This window comes from Pseudomonas rustica (assembly GCF_018336155.1).
Lineage (GTDB): Bacteria > Pseudomonadota > Gammaproteobacteria > Pseudomonadales > Pseudomonadaceae > Aquipseudomonas > Aquipseudomonas rustica.
In genome coordinates this window covers 412,768-430,666 of record NZ_JAGYHF010000002.1, presented here as the reverse complement: position 1 = coordinate 430,666, position 17,899 = coordinate 412,768, and the positions used below count along the sequence as shown (strand labels likewise).

Genomic DNA, 17,899 nt, shown 5'->3' with positions numbered 1-17,899 from the left:
GCCGGCAGCGGCGCTAAGTCGGTAGAGGCGTGGATCAAAGCCGTGCGCTCCCTGATCGACTACGCGATGAGAGTCTGGGGTACGTGACCCAGCGAGCCAGACCACCAAGCCGGAGATCAGCACCGGCCATCTGCACCAATTTCAACTCGTGCAAAATTTGCACTAGTTCATTCTCAAGCCTCGCCACTGTGCGGGGCTTTTTCGTTTCTGGAGCACGGTAATGTCCAAGCACGTCACGATTGAGGAGTTTCTGAAGCAGATCGCCGACAACACCGCGTCGATCAGACAAGAATCCACTGTCCGCGCTGGCGCCGCTGAGGCGATCGCTTCATACATTGGCGCGATGAGCACCAACCTGCCCAACAGCATCGAGAGCCACGACTATGTGCCGGGTGTCTCCGGCTGGAAGATTGATAAGAAGACCGGAGATTTCGAAATCAACACTTGCACCCTGGGTGCGGTGGGTAGTTCGCCAGAACGCCAAACTATTTCGGTCGAGGTGTGCAGCTACAGCAAGTACGACCTGCCCAAGAATGCCGCCAACCTGGTTCAGTTCATGGATGCCGAGCTGCAAAAGGTGCCGGAGGAATACCGGCACGCGGCTGAGTTTGAAGAGTTCGATGCGAGCTATGGCAGCTCGCGCCTGTTCCTCAGCTACTCGCGACTCGAAACCGAAGAAGAGTTGGCCGATCGCCTAGAGAAGGCGAAGGTGGCCGGCACGCGAATCAGCATCAAGAACGGGTTGATGACCGTCAGCCATGACGGCGCTATTCGCTTCCGGATTGGCAACCTCGCCGCACCAGAGCCTGAGCATGGCCCTGTTGAGCAGCCTGCGAAGCCTTTCACAGTTGTCGATGGTACGACCTACTTGAGCGAGTCGTTCATCAAGGACGGCACGATCACCAGCGGCAAAATCGCAAGTAATTGGTCGGTGAAGATGCAGGCCACGGCGAATGGTCAATACGTTGCGGCCGGCATCGGCCTCGGTCTTCCCTCGCAGTTCCTGGTCAGCGCTGATCGGTTCGCGCTGGATATCAAGCGTCGATTCTCCGAGGCGGTTCTGTCGGCGTTTTCGCAAACTCTCAATGACACCGAGCTGGGCAAGGAGCTGGCTGAAGAAATCGGCGAGATTCACCCTCGCGGCAAACTCGGCGAGCTCGAAGACAAGGTGGATGCGCTTCGCAAGGATATCGATCAGCTCAACCTCGAGCGGATCGGTGAGAAAGGCAATGCAGACGGGGCAAGCATTCTCCTTGATCGCCGCCTCGCATCAATTGAACACCGCTTGGCCAACCTCGAATCGAACCGCTTCCGCCGGCCGCACGCCAACTGATCCCAGGACGGGACAACAATCAAATCAGGAGCAAACCAATGGCCGAACCGAGTGCCGGCGTACTGGCGGCGACGGCTGTTGTGGGAGTCACCACTGCAAGCCTGATTCCCGGAGTGGATGTGAATGCGGTGGTAGGTGGCTTTGCCGGTGCCATGTTCTTCGTGGTGTTCGCCCGAGACCTTACCCCGCTGTCGAGGCTTGGCTATTTCATCGCCTCATGGGTTGCCGGCTACTACGTGGCCAGCGAGATCATCGGCCGAGAGTGGGCCAAGACATCAGGGCTTGTCGCCTTCTTCGGCGCCCTGTTCTGCGTGGCCGTCTGCATCAGCCTGCTGGAATGGGTGAGCGGCGGCAAAATGCCCGGTTGGCTGCAATGGTTCGCCGATCGTATCGGAGGACGTCCCAATGGTTGATCCATGGACTTTGATTGCAGGCGCGCTCTGTGGCGCGATCTGCCTGCGCATTGCCGTCTACCGCCGTGAGGGTGCCAGGTATCGCGCCGGCGTTTCATGGCTGGCTTACCTGCTGGCAGTCGGCACTGGTTGCGAGTCGCTGCAGATCACACTGGCAACGCTGACGGCCAAGCCTGCGCCATCGGTATCGCCGTTCCTGATGATGGTGTTGGTTGTACTGCTGGTGTTGGTCTATCGCGCTCGGGGCAACGTGGCCCGCATCCTTCGGATGGACTGAGTCGCGACACGTTTTCACATAACTCAAATTGTGTCGCGACACGCGACGAGGAGAGCAACATGGACAACCAGCACAAGAAGATCACCGGCTACCGCGATCTGACTCAGTCCGAAATCGACGGCATGAACTCGATCAAGGCTCTGGAAGCCGACGCTGGCGAACTGTTCAAACAGATCGGGCAGATTGAAGGAGTTGACCCGCGACTGCTGGCGCTGGCCAAGACCAACTTGCAGCAGGGCTTCATGTGGTTCGTTCGCTCGATCGCCAAGCCCGCTGACCCATTCAGCTGATGGGCAGCTACGGGGATATCCCGCCACCGCCAACGACGGAGTGGCGAGGAAGAAAGGCACCACCATCACCACCGCCGATGCGAGTCCAGAGCGCTTCACTGGCTCCAAGTATTGGTTCGCTGTTGGTGGTACTGGTGTTCATCGCTGGTGTAGCGGTAGGCGCCAAGATGACAGGAGGCTGGTAGTGGCTAATACCTCACCGTGGCACCACCTGTACAAGACCAAGCGCTGGTATCGACTGCGTTGGCACCAGTTGCAGGCAGAGCCAACCTGTCGCTTGTGTCGAGCAATGGGCGTTGTCGAAGCGGCCAACACCGTCGACCACGTCAAGCCTCACAAGGGCGACGAGAATCTGTTCTTTGATGCGTCGAACCTGCAGAGCTTGTGCAAGCTCTGCCATGACAGCGCGAAGCAGAGGCAAGAGAAGACCGGCATCCTGCCAGGGCACGACGTGTCAGGCATCCCGGTCGACCCGAACCACCACTGGAACCGCGATTGAGCGAATCCATCACGGGATCGGTTGAAGCACGTCAGTGCCCCTAGGGGGAGGTCAAAATATGAGGTTTTTCGCCACATAGTACCGCCCTCGACTCTCTTCTACATCTCTAACCCGGAAAACGCCGCCAAAACACAACGCGGCACGATTGAGAAAATCTATGACAGCCAAGCGCACCCGCTCCGATAGCGCGACATCGGCGGTTGCTGCTATGCAGGCCGCAGCCGCCGGGCCGCTTAAGCCACCAAGTTTCGTCAACATCCGCAAAGCCGACAAGCCATTTTGGGATTCCATTGTGCGCGCGCGCACGCGAGAGAGTTGGACAGATTCCGATCTGGTGCTGGCCGGTAACCTTGCCAGATGTCTATCTGACATCGAGCGCCTGCAGAAAGAGATCGATATCGAGGGTGATGTTCTGACCAATGATCGCGGTACTCAGGTGATCAATCCCAAGCACAACCTTCTGGAGACTTTGAGCCGTCGCGCCGTGGCGTTGAGCCGGACACTGCAAGTGCATGCCCAGGCCACTCAAGGCGAATCGCGCGACCAAGGCAAGAAGGCGACCAAGCAACGAGCAGCCGAGAAGGTGTTGGCGAATCAGGACGACGATGATCTGATCCCCAGAGCGATGCACTGATGTCGGCCCGGCGCAGAACGCGCGGCGAAAAAGTCATCGCATTCATCGAGAAATATTGTCGTGTCCCGGAAGGCAAGCACGTTGGGCAGCCGCTGGTGCTGGATGACTTCCAAAAGGATTTCATCCTGGCCATCTACGACAACTCGGCCGGTACCAGCACAGCTTATTTGAGCATTGCCCGAAAGAACGGAAAGACCGGCCTGATCGCCGGGATCCTTCTGGCCCATTTGGTTGGTCCCGAGGCCGTGCTCAATACGCAGATCGTCTCCGGCGCAATGAGCCGAGATCAAGCTGGGGTCGTGTTCAAGCTGGCTGTGAAGATGATCCAGTTGAACCCGGATCTGAAAGAAATCATCCACATCGTCCCGAGCAGCAAACAACTCATCGGGCTTCCGCTCAATGTTGAGTTCCGTGCGCTTGCGGCGGAGGGCAAGACAGCGCACGGGCTGTCGCCAGTACTGGCGATCCTTGATGAGGTAGGCCAAGTTCGAGGCCCCCAGAGCGATTTCATCGACGCGATAACAACCGCTCAGGGTGCTCATGATTCGCCACTGCTAATCGCAATCAGTACACAAGCCGCGCAAGACAGTGACCTGTTCAGCATCTGGCTCGACGACGCCGAGCGCTCGCAAGACCCGCACATTGTCAGTCGCGTTTATCAGGCGCCGAAGGACTGCAAGCTCACCGATAGGGAAGCGTGGCGCGCGGCCAACCCGGCATTGGGGACGTTCCGCTCCCTGGAAGATTTGCAGAAACAGGCCGACAGGGCGAGCCGAATGCCGGCGTCCGAGAACACTTTCCGCAACCTCTGCCTGAATCAGCGAGTGTCGACGGTTTCAGTATTCGTTTCCAAAGGAGTGTGGGAGTCATGCGGAGGCGACCCGGATTCACCCGACGGCCTTGATCTCTACGGCGGCCTGGATCTGTCATTCAGGACTGACCTTACCGCGCTTGTCCTGATCGGGAAGCGTGACGGGGATTGGTGTGCTTGGCCGTTTTTCTGGACTCCGGAAGTTGGTTTGGCGGATCGCGCGAAACGCGATCGGGCGGCGTATGAGGTTTGGGCTCGAGAGGGATTGCTGATCACCACGCCGGGCGCCACGGTCGACTACGCGTTTGTTGCTGCAGACATCGCGCGAATCCTTGGCGAGCTGGGCGGCGACTTGGTGTCGCTCGCTTTCGACCGGTACCGCATCGATCTTTTCAAGCGGGACGCTGAGGCGCAGGGCGTGTCGTTGCCGCTGATCGAGTACGGCCAAGGCTTCAAGGATATGGCACCGGCTATTGACGCGCTGGAGTCCGAGCTGCTGAACGGGCGGGTTCGGCACGGCATGCACCCAGTGCTGACGATGTGCGCGGCCAACGCGGTGATTCAGAAAGATCCGGCTGGCGGCCGCAAGTTTGCAAAGGACAAAGCTACCGGTCGCATCGACGGAATGTCAGCGCTCGCCATGGCGTTCGGCGCCACCCTAGGCGTTCCGCAAGAGAGCAAGGGCAGCATCGACGATTACCTCCAAAACGGATTTTCCGGACTTCTATAGGTTCAATATGGCGTCTCGCTGGTACAACCCAATGAGCTGGAGTTTCTTTGGCTTCAACGATCCCAAGACGGGCGAATACGTTGAAGTCCAAACGGACATCGGCGGCCAGACACGTTCTGGAGCAGTCATCACCCCCAAGAAAGCCATGGCAATTCCCATTGTCTGGTCTTGCATCAAGATACTCAGTGAGACGGTTTCAGGGTTGCCGTTGAAGTTGTTCGAGGATCAGCCCGCCGGGCGGATTCTTGTGAAGGAAAACAAGCGTGCGTTACGGATTTTGGCCAAGCCAAACCCGTACATGACGATGTTGAACTTCATCAAGGCAGCCGTAGTGAACATGGCCCTGCGCGGTAACGGGTACGCCCTGATCGAGCGAGCCGACAACGGGGAATTCATCGGTCTGGTGCCGGTCGGTGCGGATGCGGTCGAAATCGATACCGAGGATGATCTCCTGTACTGGGTGACCCTCAACGGGAAGCGCTTCCCGGTCTCGCCTCAGAACATGCTGCATTTCAAGTTATTCAGCGCTGACGGAATCTGCGGCCTCTCGCCGGTTGAGTTTCACAAGGAAGCCATGGGCCTGGCCAAGGCGGCACAGGACTGGTCAGCCCGCTTTATGCGAAAGGGCGGCTTCACCGGCGGCTACGTCATTTACGAGAACTTCCTTACGTCTGAGCAGCGCGACCAGGTGCTGAACAAATTTCCGAAGATCCGCGACGGAGACGTCGAGGACATCGGGAAAATGGGGCTGCTTGAAGGCGGGCCGACCATCGTGCCTGCTGGTATGACCCAGAAGGACAGTCAGTTCATCGAGTCCCAGCAGTTCCAGGAAGAAGCGCTCGCCGGCATCTGGGGCGTTCCGTTGTACCTGGCCAACCGCGCCGGGAAGACGTCAATCATGGGTTCGAACTTGGAGCAACAAACCAGCGGCTTCATCACGTTCGGCTTGAGCCCCTACATCAAGGCTATCGAAGACGAGATCAACGACAAGCTGTTCGCAGGAACTGCCTTGTTCGTCGAGTTCATCGTCGAGGGGCTGCTGCGCGCGGATAGCGCCGGCCGGGCCACTTATTACAAAGGCGCTCTTGGCGGTTCCGGAGGCTCTGGCTGGATGACCATCAATGAGGTTCGCCGCAAAGAAAACCTTCCTCCACTGGCTGGCGAAGAATACGACCGGGTCACCCGGTGGGAGATGCAGACCAATGTTCAGCAAGATTGAAGTGCCCTTTGAAGTAAAGGCCAGTGATGACGCCGGTAACTTCGAGGGATATGCAGCGGTGTTCAACAATGTTGACCTGGGCGATGACGTCATCCTCCCGGGCGCATTCACCAAGGTAAAGACCACTCGCGGCGGCCGCCTGAAGCTGGCGCTGTTTCACGACCTCACTCGACTGGTGGGTTCCGCAGACTTTACCCAAGACAGCCACGGACTTTACGTCAAAGGCAAAGTCAACTTGGCAGTGAGTTATGCCCGCGACGCTTACGAGCTGATGAAAGAGGGCACGCTCGACAGCATGTCGATCGGCTTCAACACGATCCTTGCGGCATACGAAGAGCGGGAAGGCCGCACCATCCGCATCATCAAGCAGGCAGAACTCTGGGAAGCATCATTGGTGCCTTTCGGGATGAACCCAGAGGCGCAAGTCACCGACGTCAAGTCGGACATCAGAATTTTTGAGAAGGCCCTGCGCGATCGCATGGGCCTTTCTCAGAAGGAGGCGGCAGCAGTCGCCTCGCTCGGCTACTCCGCAGTGCACCGCGATGGTGGAACTGCGGCCACGGCGATCGTGGAAGGGCTGAAATCACTCTCCACCACTTTTGATAATTTTTTTAAGGTGTCGCCATGACCGATCCAATCCAAGAAGTAAAAGCCACGCTCGAAACCCAACTGAAGGAAGGTTTTAGTGGCCTGCAAAAGAAGTACGACGCTGTGGCCGATGAGATGCAAAAAGGCAACACCGTCACCACCGAGATGAAATCGCAGATCGAAAAGCAGAAGGGCGAAATCGAGCGTGTCATCGAGCAGGTTCAGAAGCTGGAAGAGAAGGGTATCAAGCTGCGCAGCCAGCCCGGCGAGGCCAAGAGCTTTATCGACCTGGTGAAAAACGACGATGCCTACAAATCGTTGCAGACGAAGAGCGTTTCCCTGGCTGATATCGAAGTGACCAAGTCCGACATGGCCAGCATGAAGGAAATGAAGGTCACCAGCGCCGGCATCGTTGCGCCGAACTATGATCCGGTCATTCAACCTGGTATCCGCCAGGAGCTTCGCATCCGCGATCTGTTGACCACCGTTCCGGTGTCCGGCCAGAACTACACCTACTTCAAAGAGAACCTGCACACCCGCGGCGCCGCCCCAGTGGCGGAAGGTGGCTTGAAGCCAACCAGCAATGTGACTTTCACGACCCAAACCGACCGGGTCAAAAAGATCGCTGTCTGGATGCCCGTGACCGACGAGGCGTTGGACGACGTTCCGCAGTTGATGGCCTACCTGCAAGAGCTGCTGCGCTACGACCTGAAGCTCGAGGAAGAGCGCCAGATCCTGAAGGGCGATGGCACCGGTGAGAACCTGAACGGCCTGATGACTCAGGCCACCGTGTACGACGCGGCGCTGACCAAGGCTGGCGATACCGCAATCGATCTGGTGCGCCGCGCGATCTACCAGGTTCGCAAGCAGTCGATGCTCTCCGCCGACGGCGTTGTGATGACCGAACTCGACTGGATGAACATCGAACTTCAAAAGGACGGCGAGAACCGCTACCTGTTCGCGAACCTGCAAGGTCTGGTTACACCGGTGCTCTGGGGCCGCCCAGTGGTGACTTCCGACAGTGTCGACGAGGGCGATGCTGACACTGGCGGCGAGTTCCTGGTGGCGAACTTCGCGCGCTCGTCGGTGCTGTTCGATCGCATGTCGTTCCTGTTCAAGATGGGCCTGATCAATGATCAGTTCATCAAGAACGAACGCGCGCTGCTGGTTGAGGAGCGCCTCGGCCTGGGCGTGCGCCGGCGTGAAGGCTTGGTCAAAGGCCGCTTCACCGTCGCGGCCTAAACCCAGCACCGTTCGATGGCCGGCCCCTGTGCCGGCCTTTTCGTTTCAGGAGACAACATGAAAATCAAAGCATTGTGGGGATTCGCCGGTAACGCGACGTTGCTGGGTGCCGACTCGAGTTCGGTGAGGGCTGGCCAAGTGTTCGACGAAGTCGATGATGAATACGGCCATACCCTGATTGGCAAGGGGCTGGCGGAGGAAGTCGACGGTGATGGCAAGACGAAGACTTTCGCGCCCAAGCAATCGAAGGCAGCGGGCCCGAAAGAGAACAAGTAGATGATCGATCTGGCGCGCGTGAAGCTCCACCTACGAGTGGACGGCGATGACGAGGATTCGCTCATCACCGGTTACGTTGAGGCCGCGAAGGCGCACGTGGCCATGCACTGTGACCGTGAGTTGGTCGAAGGGACGCCGGCCGGGCCAGAGCAGATGGGGTTTACCCCGGACGTCGAGCAGGCGGTACTGCTGCTCGTTGGCCACTGGTACGCCAACCGCGAGGCCGTGGTGATCGGCACTATCTCATCGGCTGTTCCTCTGGCCGTTGACCGACTTCTCTGGCCCAGGAAGCGTTTCTGATGAGAGCAGGCCCAATGCGTCACCGGTGCGCCATCCATAAAGAGGTGCGCACCCCAAACGGTTCCGGTGGCTTCAAAGTCGTTTGGACTGAAGTTGGAAAACTGTGGGCTGAGATAACGCTGCCGACTGGACGCATTGCGCCGGTGGCTGAGCAGCTGAAAGTTGTGGTCACCGCCGAGATTCGCGTCCGTCCAAGGGCTGATGCCGTCGCGGGAAATCGCATCGTGCACACGGCGAAAGGAATCACCACGACTTATCTGATTGGCGCTGCGCTGATCGACAACGAGCACAGCATGCTCCGGCTGCTCTGCTCAAACGTCCCCAACCCTTGAGGCTGAATTTATGAAAGTTATTGCACTGGGCGCCTTGTCGGGCGCCACTGGCGATCGGGAAAAAGGCGAAGAGTTCGTGGTCGACGCCAAGCTCGGCACCGACCTCATTCAGCGCGGGCTGGTGACCCAAGTGGCCGAGGCTGCTCCGGCAGATAAACCGGCCAAGGCCAAGGAGTAACCCATGGCTGCTCGCCGGTCGCGCATGTCTGGCGATTTCAAGTTGCGCAAAACCTTGCGCAACATCCACGCCACGATGGATAACGAGCTGGTCGGCGTGATGCGAGAAGGCGCCGACCAGATCCTGGCAACGATGAGGCAACTCATCCCGAAGGACACGGGCGCCGCTGCTGCTGCTTTGAAGGTGTTCGTTTCAAAGAGCGGCCTGAACGCCGAGATCGGCATCCGGGGCAAGCGTGACACTCAGCGTTTCTTCTACCTCCGCTTCTTGGAGTACGGAACGAAGGGCTACAGCGGCACGTTGTACCGACGAGCTGACAAAAACGCGGTTGGGGGTGAGCACACCAACAACCGCGACAAGTCGAAGATGTCCGGACGCCGAAACGCACTGCGCGCGCGCGACACGAAGAACAAGTCTGACGGCTCCACGTTCTACGGCAAGTACCCGGACATTCCAGCCCGGCCGGCTCATCCATGGTTGCGACCAGCCAAGGACGTGAACCGCGAATTCGTGCTGGCCAACATCCGCGCCGCGGTATCCAGGACGCTGCGCAAAGCCAGCATGGGAGCGGGCAATGAGTGATCCGTCTGTTGCTCTGCAGGAAGCGGTGTTCGCCAGGCTCGAAGCTGAGGTTTCATGCCCGGTCTACGACGGCGCGCCGATGGACACCGATATGCCGTATGTCTCGATCGACCGCGAGATCTCGACTAACGCCTCCCCGATTGCCGGCCGAAAGCGCGAGCAACGGCTGATCTACCTTTCAGTCTGGTCAGACGCGCACGGCCAGGCCGAGGTAAAGCGGATCATCGGCGAGGTCGTTTCAGCACTGGACGAGCGCCGCCTGCCTCTGGCTGTTGGCCGGGCAGTATCGGTCAGGGTTGAGCAAGCAGATGCGCAGCGTGACGCCGACGGCGTGACGTACCAGGGATCGATCACGGTCCGCGTCATCACCACCCATTAAACCCAACACCGGCCGCACCGCGGCTTTATCCAATGTGCCTTTGGAGGATTACCCATGGCCGATGACAACCTCAACACAGCCGCCGGCTGCCGATTCTCGCTGGGCACCAAGTCCGGCGCCACGACCGAAACGGATTACAAAGCTGACACCTACGTCGAAGTGGGCGAGATCGAAGACCTCGGCGAGTTCGGCGACACCTTCAGCTCGGTGACCTTCACCTCGCTGCGCGACGGTCGGGTACGCAAGTACAAGGGCACCGCGGACGCCGGCGACATGACGCTGACCGTAGGCCTCGACAATGGCGACGCCGGCCAGGCTGCGCTGAAGGTGGCGCACAAGGACCGCAGCAAGGGCGATTACAACATCAAGATCACCCTGAACGACGGCGACTCGGACGCAACGCCAGCGGTGCTGCCGACCACCTTCTACATGCGCGGCAAGGTCATGAACAACACCGTCGCCGCTGGCGCCGCTGACAACGTGGTTCGCCGCAACGTCACGATCGGCATCAACTCCGACATCCTCGAAATCCTCCCGGCCGCCGTTGCGCCGTAATCTGAGGGGCTTCGGCCCCGCTTCCAAGGATCTGACACATGAGCAAAACCCTTTACGGTACCGTTGAAGTCGAGCTGGATGGTGAGACCTACACACTGAAACCCACGCTTGAGGCCGTTCGCGCGATCGAGGCGCACTTCGGTGGACTGCGTGGCGCGTCGCAGGCAATCAATGCACTGAGCGTCGACGGGTGCGCGGTGATCATCGCCGGCGGCGCTGGCTTGAAGGGCAAGGCCGCAGAGGCTGTCGCCGAACAGGTCTGGCAGGCTGGCGTTCTGGAAGTATCTGTGCAGCTCAACGCTTACCTGGTGGCGCTGTACAACCCGCGCGGTACTGCTCCGGGAAAGGAGAAGCCGGCGGCGGCGTAAGTGCTGTCGAGGATGGCAGCTACGTCGACCGGCTGTATGCAGTAGCCACGGGCTGGCTCGGCTGGTCGCCGGATCTGGCGTGGTGCACGCCTATGCCGGAGCTGTTCCTGGCCATGGACGCCAAACTCGAATGGACGCATATGACCAACCCCTTCGGCGGAAAGCCTGGCGGGAAGAAAGAGAAGCCGAAGCCATCGACCGTTGCGGCGAAGTTGCGACAGGCGCTGACAGGGCGGCAGGCTGCATGATTTGGTATCAAGAGCTTATTTGATAGGCTATCGGTTTGAATGGAGGCAAACCTGATGCAAGTTCTGATTGTCTTGCTGCTCTTAGTGATAGCCGTTGCGTTGGCGCCAGGCTTTTTCCTTGGACTTGCTGCGCTGGTGTTGTCCGCTGGCAACGTGGTTCTATTTTCGCTGACTTCGGTCGTGATCATTCTGGTGGCCGTCTACGTTTGGGAAAGGCGCTCGAATGATCCAGCCAGACTACAGGCGAAGGAGGAGCGCCGGATCCGAAAGATCACCGATGCAGCCAACAGGAAGAATTCCAATCAGCGATGACTTCCAAATTCATTACTTGATAGAACCCGCCACGGCGGGTTTTTTATTGCCTGGAGAAAAGCATGGCAGATACCGACGTACACGGAATGCTTGTTCGCATTGAGGCCACCACGGCGCAGTTGCGTCAGGAGATGGCTCGGGCGGATTCCACCGTCGGTCAGTCTGCTGGCAAGATCGACAAGAGCTTAGGGCGTATCGATACAGCGTTTGATCGCGCGGGAGAGAGCGCCCAGAGCGCCGCGGGTGTGATCAAGAACGCCTTGGCAATCGCGGTAGGTGCTGCGTCGGTTGGCAAGATTATTGAAACTGCCGACTCCTTCAGCCAGATGTCCGATCGGATCGGCATGGCGACCGGCAGCGTCAATGAATACAACCTGGTACAGGATCGCCTTCTCGAAACTTCCAAGCGTACCTATCGGCCACTGGCTGAAGCCCAAGAACTTTACATCCGAACGGCGGACAGTCTGAAGTCGATGGGTTACAACACCAGCCAAGCGCTGGACGTGATGGACAGCTTCAGTTTCCTTTTGGTAACGAACTCTGCATCGGCCGACAAAGCCAGCTCGGCAATTGATGCTTATTCGAAAGCACTTCAAACCGGCAAGGTCGAGGCTGATGGGTGGCAGGCAATCCTCGCCGCTATGCCGACCGTGGTCGATACGATTGCTAAGTCTACCGGGAAGACAGCGGAAGAGATTCGCAGTTTGGGTGCCCAGGGTAAGCTGGCACTCGACATACTCACCGAGGGATTGCAGAAGTCGGCTCACGCCAACGGCTTGCTGGCTGACAGCATGGGTGTAGCTGTGCGCGATGCAATGCAAAACCTCAATAACGCGTTTTCGGTGTACGTGGGCCGGCTGAACGAGACGACTGATGGCACTGGAGTTCTGGCCAAAGGTATCGGCGCGCTTGGGGATAATTTCGAAATTCTTGCGGACATCGCTGGTGTTGTCGCTGTCGGTGCTCTGGCGGGCTATCTACGTCAACTCGCTGGATCTGCAGCAGCCTCCATTTCCGCGACCAGGGCTGCCGTTGCTGATGCGGTCGCGCGCAAGGCCCAAGCAGCCGCTGTTCTGCTTGCGGCTCAAGCCGACCAACAAAAAGCACAAACTTCCGTTTTCCTTGCAGAGAAAGAGGCAATCGCCGCGCGAGGCACAGCCGTGCAAGCGCAGATGTCGCTGCAGCTCGCCGAAGCAAGGATGGTGGAAACCCGGGCAACCAATGCAGTAGCCGCAGCTCAAGCTGCCGCAAGTCGTGCCTCTCTCGGAGTAATGGGAGTCCTTGGCGGACCTGCGGGTATCGCGGTGTTGGCGATTGGAGCCGCCACTGCGTTTCTCACGCTGCGTGACAACACAAGCGTACTTGAGAAGAAGCTCGGCGACCTCGGCGACCCCATTGATAAGCTGGTTGAGAGATTCAACAAGCTCAACAGGGCAACGCAGTCTGTCACGCTCAGGGAGTTGAAAGCGTCCATCGAGGAAGCCGAGGGCGACCTGACTACGGCTGCCGGATCAATTGCTTTTGAGTTTCAGAGCAGTCTGACAAATGCCGGTCTCGCTGGCGCTTCCGGCTTCATGGGAGGGATCGCTCCGCTACCTGCCGAGTTTCAGTCGGCAATGGACATCATTAAAAAGGCATCGAGTGATCAGTCTGCTGGAATGGTTGTTGACTGGAAGGCTGTGGCTGAACAAGTCCGTGAAATTCCCGGTGTAACTGCCGAGATGGTCGACGCCTTGGAAGAGAGCGGCGGTGCAGCAGCGGAAAAGGCCGCGCTGATTGCGCAGTTGAAAACCGCACTGGCCGAGCTCACCGGCGAGACGGACGCCAATACCCGGGCGGAGCGTGAAAATGCTGCGGCCCGGGCTGGCGCAAACGAAGCCGGGCAAAAGTATCTGGACCAGTTGCTTAAGCAACTTGCATCGGCTCAGGACAAGACCAGCTTGGAAGCGGCAAATCGGTATATCGCCGAGAACAGTCTGCTCACAAAAGAAATGGTCGTTGCCATCCGCTCAGCGGCAGCGGCGAAGGACGCCCAGAAAGCATCCGATGATGCTGCCGCCAAAGCCGCGCGGAAGAACGCTACCGAGGGTACCTCTGCCGCCAAGCAACAGCTCAAATCGTTCGAGTCTGCCGAAGAAGGCTACAAGCGCCAGATCGACCTGATCAACACCACCGGTGATAAGCAGAAGGACGCCACCGAGGCTCAGAAACTTTCGTTCGAACTCCAGGAAGGAAAGCTGGGCAAGCTCAGCGAAGCGCAAAAGAAGCGGCTGATGGGAATGGCCGCCGAGCTCGACGCGCTCAACAAGCTGAAGAAGGCCAACGAGGACGACCTGAAGCTGACCGCGTTCAAGAACGCGCAGGCGCTGACAACTCGTACGTCAAAGGACGGCTACGAACAGGAACTCGCCGGCGCCGGCATGGGCGACAAGGCGCGTGATCGAATGCGCGCCGACCTGGCAATGCGCCAAAAGTATGCGGCTGATGTCAACGAACTGGTAAAGCAGCGCAACAGTGGGGAAATAACCCCTCAGCTGTACAGGGATGAAACGGCGGTGTTGCAGGCCGAGTACGACAAGCGATTGCAGTATCAGCAGGACTTCTACGCGGCCACTGACGAGCAGCAAGCCAATTGGATGAATGGCGTCAACGAGGCCTGGGCGAACTACGCGGACGCTGCCAGGGACTACTCGCAGATCGCTGCCGATGTGACCTCTACCGCGCTGAGCACGGGGACCAGTGAACTGGGCACCTTCTTCTCTGACGTGGCGAGCGGTGCTGAAGACGTGGGCGATGCGCTGGGGGATATGGTCGGCAATTTCGCGAAGTCGATGCTGAAGGCGCTGGGTGACATGGCGGCTCAGTGGTTGATCTATCAGGGTGTGCAAATGCTGGTCGGTAAAACCACGCAGGCCAGTGCCGCAGGCACGCTCGGCGCGAACGCCGCGGCCATGTCGTTGCAGGCTGGTCTGAATGCTTACGCCGCGACAGCCGCAATCCCGATCATCGGCCCGGCCGCTGCGCCAGCGGCGATGGCCACAGCCCTGACCGTAACGGGTCCGCTTGCATCCGCCGTTGGCATGACCGCAATGGCTGGCGCTGGCTTCATGGAGGGCGGCTACACCGGCGACGGCCGGCGAGACGAGATCGCCGGCCCGGTTCACCGTGGCGAATACGTGTTCAACGCAGACGCGACAGCGCGTATTGGAGTGGGCACCCTGGAAGCATTGAGCAACGGGAAGGCCGCTTTGGTCGGGCAATCCGGTTCGAGCGCGGGTAGTGGTTCGCCCGCGTCGGCGCCGGCGCCCATCATTTTCAACGCACCAGTGACCGTTCAGGCTCAGCCAGGCATGAGCAATCAGGAAGCACAGGCGCAGGGCGATTCGATTGGAGCTGCGCTTGAAGCTCGGATGGGACAGTTTCTTGATCGGGAGATGCGCCAAGGCGGGCGCCTCTGGAGGCGAGGCTGATGGCCGAGGAATTTATCTACGATGTCGAGGTGGGCGCCGATGGTGATGTCTCCCAGCGGACATGGGAAAACGAGTTTGGCGACGGTTACGTGCAGGCCGGCGGCATCGGCATCAACACGAAAAGCCAGGTCTGGAATCTCACGCACACCGGCTCGATGGAGCAGGGGGAGGAGCTGCCGCTGATCTGGGCTTTCCTCGATCGGCACGAAGGCTACAAGTCGTTCCTCTGGACGCCGCCAGGTGGCGTCCGGGGTCGGTACCGGTGCAACGGATACAAACCCCGCTCTGTTGGCCCCGGATTATTCACTCTCACTTTCGCCTTCAAGCAGGTCTACACCCCCTGACTGAAAGCAATGACTGACCCCTCCCCGTGCGGGGTTTGTTGTTTCTGGAGTCCCATGAATTACAACGCCGATATTCAAAAGCTCGAGCCGGGCAACCAGATCCGGCTGTTCGAGCTCGACGCTACACGCCTGGGCGCCAACCTCTGGCGGTTCCACGGTCATGCACAGGAAGGCGACATTGTCTGGCAGGGGCAGCTCTACTCGCCGCTGCAGATCACGGCCAAAGGTTTTGATATTCGTGGGGACGGGCGGCCCGCGGCGCCGACGTTGCAAATTGCCAACGAGCTTGGCGGCGTGCGCGGCGCGATCGCTGCGCTGTGCTTGCAGTACCGCGACCTCGCCGGCGCGAAGTTCACGGTCATCGAGACTTTCCGCCACTACCTGGACGCTGCCAACTTCGCCGACGGCAACCCCACCGCAAGCAATCAGAGCCGGAAAAACATCTGGTACATCGAGCAGAAAACCGAGGAGACGCTCGACTCGCTGACGTTCTCGATGTCCAGTCCTACCGACATGGAAGGGCAGATGTTGCCTTCCCAGCAGATCACCAAGCTTTGCCGGTGGGCGTGTCGTGGCGGTTACCGCGGTGAGGCCTGCGCCTACACCGGTGCCGCGATGTTCACCAAGAAAAACGAACCCACCGACAACCCCGCGCTCGACCAGTGCGGCGGTTGGTGGAGCAGCTGCAAGCTGCGCGGCAACACGCGTCGCTTCGGCGGCTCCATGGGGGCAAGCCTTATCGCAAGTTCGAGGTAACCAATGCGCATCAATCAAAAGCTGCAGGACGAAATCCGTGCCCATGCGGAGCGCGCTTACCCGGGCGAGGCTTGCGGGCTGCTGGTGAAGACCGAGACCGGCCGCCGGTACGTGCCGTGCACGAATCGCGCGAAGTCGGAGCGGGAGAATTTTCAGATCGACGAGCGCGACCAGGCTGCCGCCGAGGATCTGGGCGAGGTGCTGGCGATCATCCATAGCCACCCGGACAAGGCGCCCATGCCGAGCATGGCGGACCGGGTCAGCTGTGAGCTGCACGAACTGCCGTGGGGCATCGTCGGCTGGCCGGGCGGGGAGTTCGAATGGTTCAAGCCGTCGGGATTCGAAGCGCCGTTGCTGGGCCGCGATTTCTCCCACGGCCTTCTGGACTGTTGGGGCGCCTGCCGCGATTGGTATGCGCGCGAGGGCGGATTGCAGCTTCCGAATTTCGAACGCCACGACCTTTGGTGGGAAGACGAGAACGGGCCGAGCCTGTACGAGGATAACTTCAAGGCCGCCGGCTTTTACGAAGTTGAAGAGGCGCGCCGCGGCGACATGCTGGTGCTGCAGGTGCCGACGATCGGGCGACCGTGTTTCCACCCAAACCATGCCGCCATCTATCTCGGTGACAACCCGCACTTTGCCAGCGAGCAAGCGCCGGCGCTCGGCGGGTCAGGCCCATTCATTTATCACCACATGGCTGGCCGGCTCTCCAGCCGAGAGGTTTACGGGTGGTCCATGGCCAACCGCGTAAAACTGATCCTGAGGCACAGGGACTACCGACCATGACCATGACGACCATCAAACTTGGCGGCGTTCTGGGCAAGCGCTTCGGTCGCGAGTATCGGCTGGATCTCTTCGGGTTCCGGGACGCGATGAGCGCGCTCTGCCAGATGAAGCCAGGCTTCGAGAAGTTTTTGCGCACCGCCGAGGAACGAGGTCTGGTGTTTGCCGTGTTCCTCGACGAACGAAACATTGGCGAAGAGGAGCTCGACTTGCGCGGTGCTGGCGCCAAAGTGATCCGCATCATGCCAATCATTCAGGGCAGCAAGTCGGCCGGAGTGTTCCAGACGATCTTGGGTGTGGCGCTGATCGTGGCCGGCCTGTTCACCGGCGGCACCACTTCGGCACTTGGCATGGGGCTGCTCGCCACCGGTGCTGCGGTTGGCCTGGGTGGCGTGGTGCAGATGCTGTCGCCGACGACCAAAGCCAACACCACCGACAAGAACGAAGACGGCAACAATCCAAGCTATGGCTTCGGCTCGGCGGTGACCACCATCGCCCAAGGAAACCCCTATCCGCTTTTGTACGGCGAGCGAGAGATTGGGGGTGCCGTGGAGTCCGGCGGAATCTACACCCAAGATAATGTTTGAAAATGGCTTTACTAGAGTTTTTGAAAAGTGGTTAAGGCTTAGATAATTTAAACTTGGCTCTAATGGAGTTGCTTTGTTCTTTGCTTGCTAGATTGAAGCCGAGTTTCATTGCAAATATCTTTGCTTGTTCCGTTGAGACTTCAATGAATTCGTTTTGATGCATTAATATTTCTGCTGGAATAGTGTCTGGCTCTACATGTATCCCCATTTTGTTTAGTTCTTCGAGCTCCTCGAACCACTTGATTATTCTTCTGGCCAAATCTAAGGATGAAGCTTTGGCTACCACCGATCCCAGGTGGGTTATGTGAAACGTCGAGGCATTCGACTCATCTGTTGCCGCGCCATTAGCGTCGCGCGGATCTATTTCGTAAGTTGCAGGCATTCTTAACTCCG

The 17,899-nt window shown here is 59.1% G+C and carries 25 protein-coding genes and 1 pseudogene; 25 read left to right on the top strand and 1 reads right to left on the bottom strand.

The window, feature by feature from the left end; all coding sequences use genetic code 11:
• Nucleotides 1-220 precede the first annotated feature (220 nt).
• The 25 genes and pseudogenes from KFS80_RS05105 to KFS80_RS04985 form a co-directional block, all read left to right on the top strand.
• A pseudogene (locus KFS80_RS05105) lies at nt 221-1,030 on the top strand (phage tail tip fiber protein); the annotation flags it as partial.
• Between the two features lie 341 nt (nt 1,031-1,371).
• Nucleotides 1,372-1,746, top strand: coding sequence for a putative holin (locus KFS80_RS05100; protein WP_115146270.1), 375 nt, complete (start codon nt 1,372-1,374; stop codon nt 1,744-1,746).
• A complete protein-coding gene (locus KFS80_RS05095; protein WP_212544136.1) occupies nt 1,739-2,023 on the top strand; it encodes a phage holin family protein in 285 nt (94 codons plus the stop codon). The genes KFS80_RS05100 and KFS80_RS05095 overlap by 8 nt, the downstream gene beginning before the upstream one ends.
• Before the next feature lie 59 nt (nt 2,024-2,082).
• On the top strand, nt 2,083-2,313 hold the full coding sequence (locus tag KFS80_RS05090) for an Acb2/Tad1 domain-containing protein (protein ID WP_004573849.1): 231 nt from the start codon (nt 2,083-2,085) through the stop codon (nt 2,311-2,313).
• A gap of 184 nt (nt 2,314-2,497) precedes the next feature.
• Nucleotides 2,498-2,812 (top strand): HNH endonuclease, encoded by a 315-nt coding sequence (locus tag KFS80_RS05085; protein WP_212544135.1) that lies wholly within the window; start codon nt 2,498-2,500, stop codon nt 2,810-2,812.
• A 157-nt stretch (nt 2,813-2,969) separates the two neighbouring features.
• Complete coding sequence (locus KFS80_RS05080) at nt 2,970-3,446, top strand: TerS protein (RefSeq protein WP_127648860.1); 477 nt, start codon at nt 2,970-2,972, stop codon at nt 3,444-3,446.
• A complete protein-coding gene (locus tag KFS80_RS05075; protein ID WP_212544134.1) occupies nt 3,446-4,987 on the top strand; it encodes a terminase large subunit in 1,542 nt (513 codons plus the stop codon). The genes KFS80_RS05080 and KFS80_RS05075 overlap by 1 nt, the downstream gene beginning before the upstream one ends.
• Nucleotides 4,988-4,994: 7 nt before the next feature.
• Complete coding sequence (locus tag KFS80_RS05070; protein ID WP_212544133.1) at nt 4,995-6,206, top strand: phage portal protein; 1,212 nt, start codon at nt 4,995-4,997, stop codon at nt 6,204-6,206.
• Complete coding sequence (locus KFS80_RS05065) at nt 6,190-6,834, top strand: HK97 family phage prohead protease (protein WP_212544132.1); 645 nt, start codon at nt 6,190-6,192, stop codon at nt 6,832-6,834. The genes KFS80_RS05070 and KFS80_RS05065 overlap by 17 nt, the downstream gene beginning before the upstream one ends.
• Complete coding sequence (locus KFS80_RS05060) at nt 6,831-8,036, top strand: phage major capsid protein (protein WP_212544131.1); 1,206 nt, start codon at nt 6,831-6,833, stop codon at nt 8,034-8,036. The genes KFS80_RS05065 and KFS80_RS05060 overlap by 4 nt, the downstream gene beginning before the upstream one ends.
• 57 nt (nt 8,037-8,093) lie before the next feature.
• Nucleotides 8,094-8,312: a DUF7302 family protein gene (locus tag KFS80_RS05055; RefSeq protein ID WP_212544130.1), complete on the top strand. Its 219-nt coding sequence runs from the start codon at nt 8,094-8,096 to the stop codon at nt 8,310-8,312.
• Nucleotides 8,313-8,612, top strand: coding sequence for a head-tail connector protein (locus KFS80_RS05050; protein ID WP_212544129.1), 300 nt, complete (start codon nt 8,313-8,315; stop codon nt 8,610-8,612).
• Complete coding sequence (locus KFS80_RS05045) at nt 8,612-8,944, top strand: head-tail adaptor protein (RefSeq protein WP_212544128.1); 333 nt, start codon at nt 8,612-8,614, stop codon at nt 8,942-8,944. Before KFS80_RS05050 ends, KFS80_RS05045 begins: the two co-directional genes overlap by 1 nt.
• A 10-nt stretch (nt 8,945-8,954) precedes the next feature.
• A complete protein-coding gene (locus tag KFS80_RS05040) occupies nt 8,955-9,122 on the top strand; it encodes a hypothetical protein (RefSeq protein ID WP_212544127.1) in 168 nt (55 codons plus the stop codon).
• 3 nt (nt 9,123-9,125) lie between these two features.
• The gene (locus KFS80_RS05035) at nt 9,126-9,704 is read left to right on the top strand and encodes an HK97-gp10 family putative phage morphogenesis protein (protein ID WP_212544126.1); all 579 of its coding nucleotides are present in this window, start codon (nt 9,126-9,128) and stop codon (nt 9,702-9,704) included.
• A complete protein-coding gene (locus KFS80_RS05030) occupies nt 9,697-10,083 on the top strand; it encodes a DUF3168 domain-containing protein (RefSeq protein WP_212544125.1) in 387 nt (128 codons plus the stop codon). Before KFS80_RS05035 ends, KFS80_RS05030 begins: the two co-directional genes overlap by 8 nt.
• A gap of 54 nt (nt 10,084-10,137) precedes the next feature.
• A complete protein-coding gene (locus tag KFS80_RS05025; RefSeq protein WP_212544124.1) occupies nt 10,138-10,638 on the top strand; it encodes a hypothetical protein in 501 nt (166 codons plus the stop codon).
• A 38-nt stretch (nt 10,639-10,676) separates the two neighbouring features.
• Nucleotides 10,677-11,006: a hypothetical protein gene (locus tag KFS80_RS05020; RefSeq protein WP_212544123.1), complete on the top strand. Its 330-nt coding sequence runs from the start codon at nt 10,677-10,679 to the stop codon at nt 11,004-11,006.
• 92 nt (nt 11,007-11,098) lie between these two features.
• Nucleotides 11,099-11,254, top strand: coding sequence for a hypothetical protein (locus tag KFS80_RS05015; RefSeq protein WP_212544122.1), 156 nt, complete (start codon nt 11,099-11,101; stop codon nt 11,252-11,254).
• A 54-nt stretch (nt 11,255-11,308) separates the two neighbouring features.
• Complete coding sequence (locus KFS80_RS05010; RefSeq protein WP_212544121.1) at nt 11,309-11,566, top strand: hypothetical protein; 258 nt, start codon at nt 11,309-11,311, stop codon at nt 11,564-11,566.
• Between the two features lie 62 nt (nt 11,567-11,628).
• Nucleotides 11,629-15,036 (top strand): phage tail tape measure protein, encoded by a 3,408-nt coding sequence (locus KFS80_RS05005; protein WP_212544120.1) that lies wholly within the window; start codon nt 11,629-11,631, stop codon nt 15,034-15,036.
• Complete coding sequence (locus tag KFS80_RS05000; RefSeq protein WP_159245089.1) at nt 15,036-15,380, top strand: phage tail protein; 345 nt, start codon at nt 15,036-15,038, stop codon at nt 15,378-15,380. Before KFS80_RS05005 ends, KFS80_RS05000 begins: the two co-directional genes overlap by 1 nt.
• Nucleotides 15,381-15,434: 54 nt before the next feature.
• Nucleotides 15,435-16,136, top strand: coding sequence for a phage minor tail protein L (locus KFS80_RS04995; protein WP_212544119.1), 702 nt, complete (start codon nt 15,435-15,437; stop codon nt 16,134-16,136).
• 3 nt (nt 16,137-16,139) lie between these two features.
• Nucleotides 16,140-16,922, top strand: coding sequence for a C40 family peptidase (locus tag KFS80_RS04990; protein WP_212544118.1), 783 nt, complete (start codon nt 16,140-16,142; stop codon nt 16,920-16,922).
• Nucleotides 16,919-17,506 (top strand): tail assembly protein, encoded by a 588-nt coding sequence (locus tag KFS80_RS04985; protein WP_212544117.1) that lies wholly within the window; start codon nt 16,919-16,921, stop codon nt 17,504-17,506. Before KFS80_RS04990 ends, KFS80_RS04985 begins: the two co-directional genes overlap by 4 nt.
• Nucleotides 17,507-17,537: 31 nt before the next feature.
• Here the strand turns inward: KFS80_RS04985 and KFS80_RS04980 are convergent, their stop codons facing one another.
• Nucleotides 17,538-17,888 (bottom strand): hypothetical protein, encoded by a 351-nt coding sequence (locus tag KFS80_RS04980; RefSeq protein ID WP_212544116.1) that lies wholly within the window; start codon nt 17,886-17,888, stop codon nt 17,538-17,540.
• Between the last annotated feature and the right edge of the window lie 11 nt (nt 17,889-17,899).

What these genes read in the sequence shown, in the direction of transcription:
- KFS80_RS05100 (WP_115146270.1), top strand. Translation starts at nt 1,372, where the DNA reads ATGGCCGAACCGAGTGCCGGCGTACTGGCGGCGACGGCTGTTGTGGGA.
- KFS80_RS05095 (WP_212544136.1), top strand. Translation starts at nt 1,739, where the DNA reads ATGGTTGATCCATGGACTTTGATTGCAGGCGCGCTCTGTGGCGCGATC.
- KFS80_RS05090 (WP_004573849.1), top strand. Translation starts at nt 2,083, where the DNA reads ATGGACAACCAGCACAAGAAGATCACCGGCTACCGCGATCTGACTCAG.
- KFS80_RS05080 (WP_127648860.1), top strand. Translation starts at nt 2,970, where the DNA reads ATGACAGCCAAGCGCACCCGCTCCGATAGCGCGACATCGGCGGTTGCT.
- KFS80_RS05075 (WP_212544134.1), top strand. Translation starts at nt 3,446, where the DNA reads ATGTCGGCCCGGCGCAGAACGCGCGGCGAAAAAGTCATCGCATTCATC.
- KFS80_RS05070 (WP_212544133.1), top strand. Translation starts at nt 4,995, where the DNA reads ATGGCGTCTCGCTGGTACAACCCAATGAGCTGGAGTTTCTTTGGCTTC.
- KFS80_RS05065 (WP_212544132.1), top strand. Translation starts at nt 6,190, where the DNA reads ATGTTCAGCAAGATTGAAGTGCCCTTTGAAGTAAAGGCCAGTGATGAC.
- KFS80_RS05060 (WP_212544131.1), top strand. Translation starts at nt 6,831, where the DNA reads ATGACCGATCCAATCCAAGAAGTAAAAGCCACGCTCGAAACCCAACTG.
- KFS80_RS05055 (WP_212544130.1), top strand. Translation starts at nt 8,094, where the DNA reads ATGAAAATCAAAGCATTGTGGGGATTCGCCGGTAACGCGACGTTGCTG.
- KFS80_RS05050 (WP_212544129.1), top strand. Translation starts at nt 8,313, where the DNA reads ATGATCGATCTGGCGCGCGTGAAGCTCCACCTACGAGTGGACGGCGAT.
- KFS80_RS05045 (WP_212544128.1), top strand. Translation starts at nt 8,612, where the DNA reads ATGAGAGCAGGCCCAATGCGTCACCGGTGCGCCATCCATAAAGAGGTG.
- KFS80_RS05040 (WP_212544127.1), top strand. Translation starts at nt 8,955, where the DNA reads ATGAAAGTTATTGCACTGGGCGCCTTGTCGGGCGCCACTGGCGATCGG.
- KFS80_RS05035 (WP_212544126.1), top strand. Translation starts at nt 9,126, where the DNA reads ATGGCTGCTCGCCGGTCGCGCATGTCTGGCGATTTCAAGTTGCGCAAA.
- KFS80_RS05030 (WP_212544125.1), top strand. Translation starts at nt 9,697, where the DNA reads ATGAGTGATCCGTCTGTTGCTCTGCAGGAAGCGGTGTTCGCCAGGCTC.
- KFS80_RS05025 (WP_212544124.1), top strand. Translation starts at nt 10,138, where the DNA reads ATGGCCGATGACAACCTCAACACAGCCGCCGGCTGCCGATTCTCGCTG.
- KFS80_RS05020 (WP_212544123.1), top strand. Translation starts at nt 10,677, where the DNA reads ATGAGCAAAACCCTTTACGGTACCGTTGAAGTCGAGCTGGATGGTGAG.
- KFS80_RS05015 (WP_212544122.1), top strand. Translation starts at nt 11,099, where the DNA reads ATGCCGGAGCTGTTCCTGGCCATGGACGCCAAACTCGAATGGACGCAT.
- KFS80_RS05010 (WP_212544121.1), top strand. Translation starts at nt 11,309, where the DNA reads ATGCAAGTTCTGATTGTCTTGCTGCTCTTAGTGATAGCCGTTGCGTTG.
- KFS80_RS05005 (WP_212544120.1), top strand. Translation starts at nt 11,629, where the DNA reads ATGGCAGATACCGACGTACACGGAATGCTTGTTCGCATTGAGGCCACC.
- KFS80_RS05000 (WP_159245089.1), top strand. Translation starts at nt 15,036, where the DNA reads ATGGCCGAGGAATTTATCTACGATGTCGAGGTGGGCGCCGATGGTGAT.
- KFS80_RS04995 (WP_212544119.1), top strand. Translation starts at nt 15,435, where the DNA reads ATGAATTACAACGCCGATATTCAAAAGCTCGAGCCGGGCAACCAGATC.
- KFS80_RS04990 (WP_212544118.1), top strand. Translation starts at nt 16,140, where the DNA reads ATGCGCATCAATCAAAAGCTGCAGGACGAAATCCGTGCCCATGCGGAG.
- KFS80_RS04985 (WP_212544117.1), top strand. Translation starts at nt 16,919, where the DNA reads ATGACCATGACGACCATCAAACTTGGCGGCGTTCTGGGCAAGCGCTTC.
- KFS80_RS04980 (WP_212544116.1), bottom strand. Translation starts at nt 17,888, where the DNA reads ATGCCTGCAACTTACGAAATAGATCCGCGCGACGCTAATGGCGCGGCA.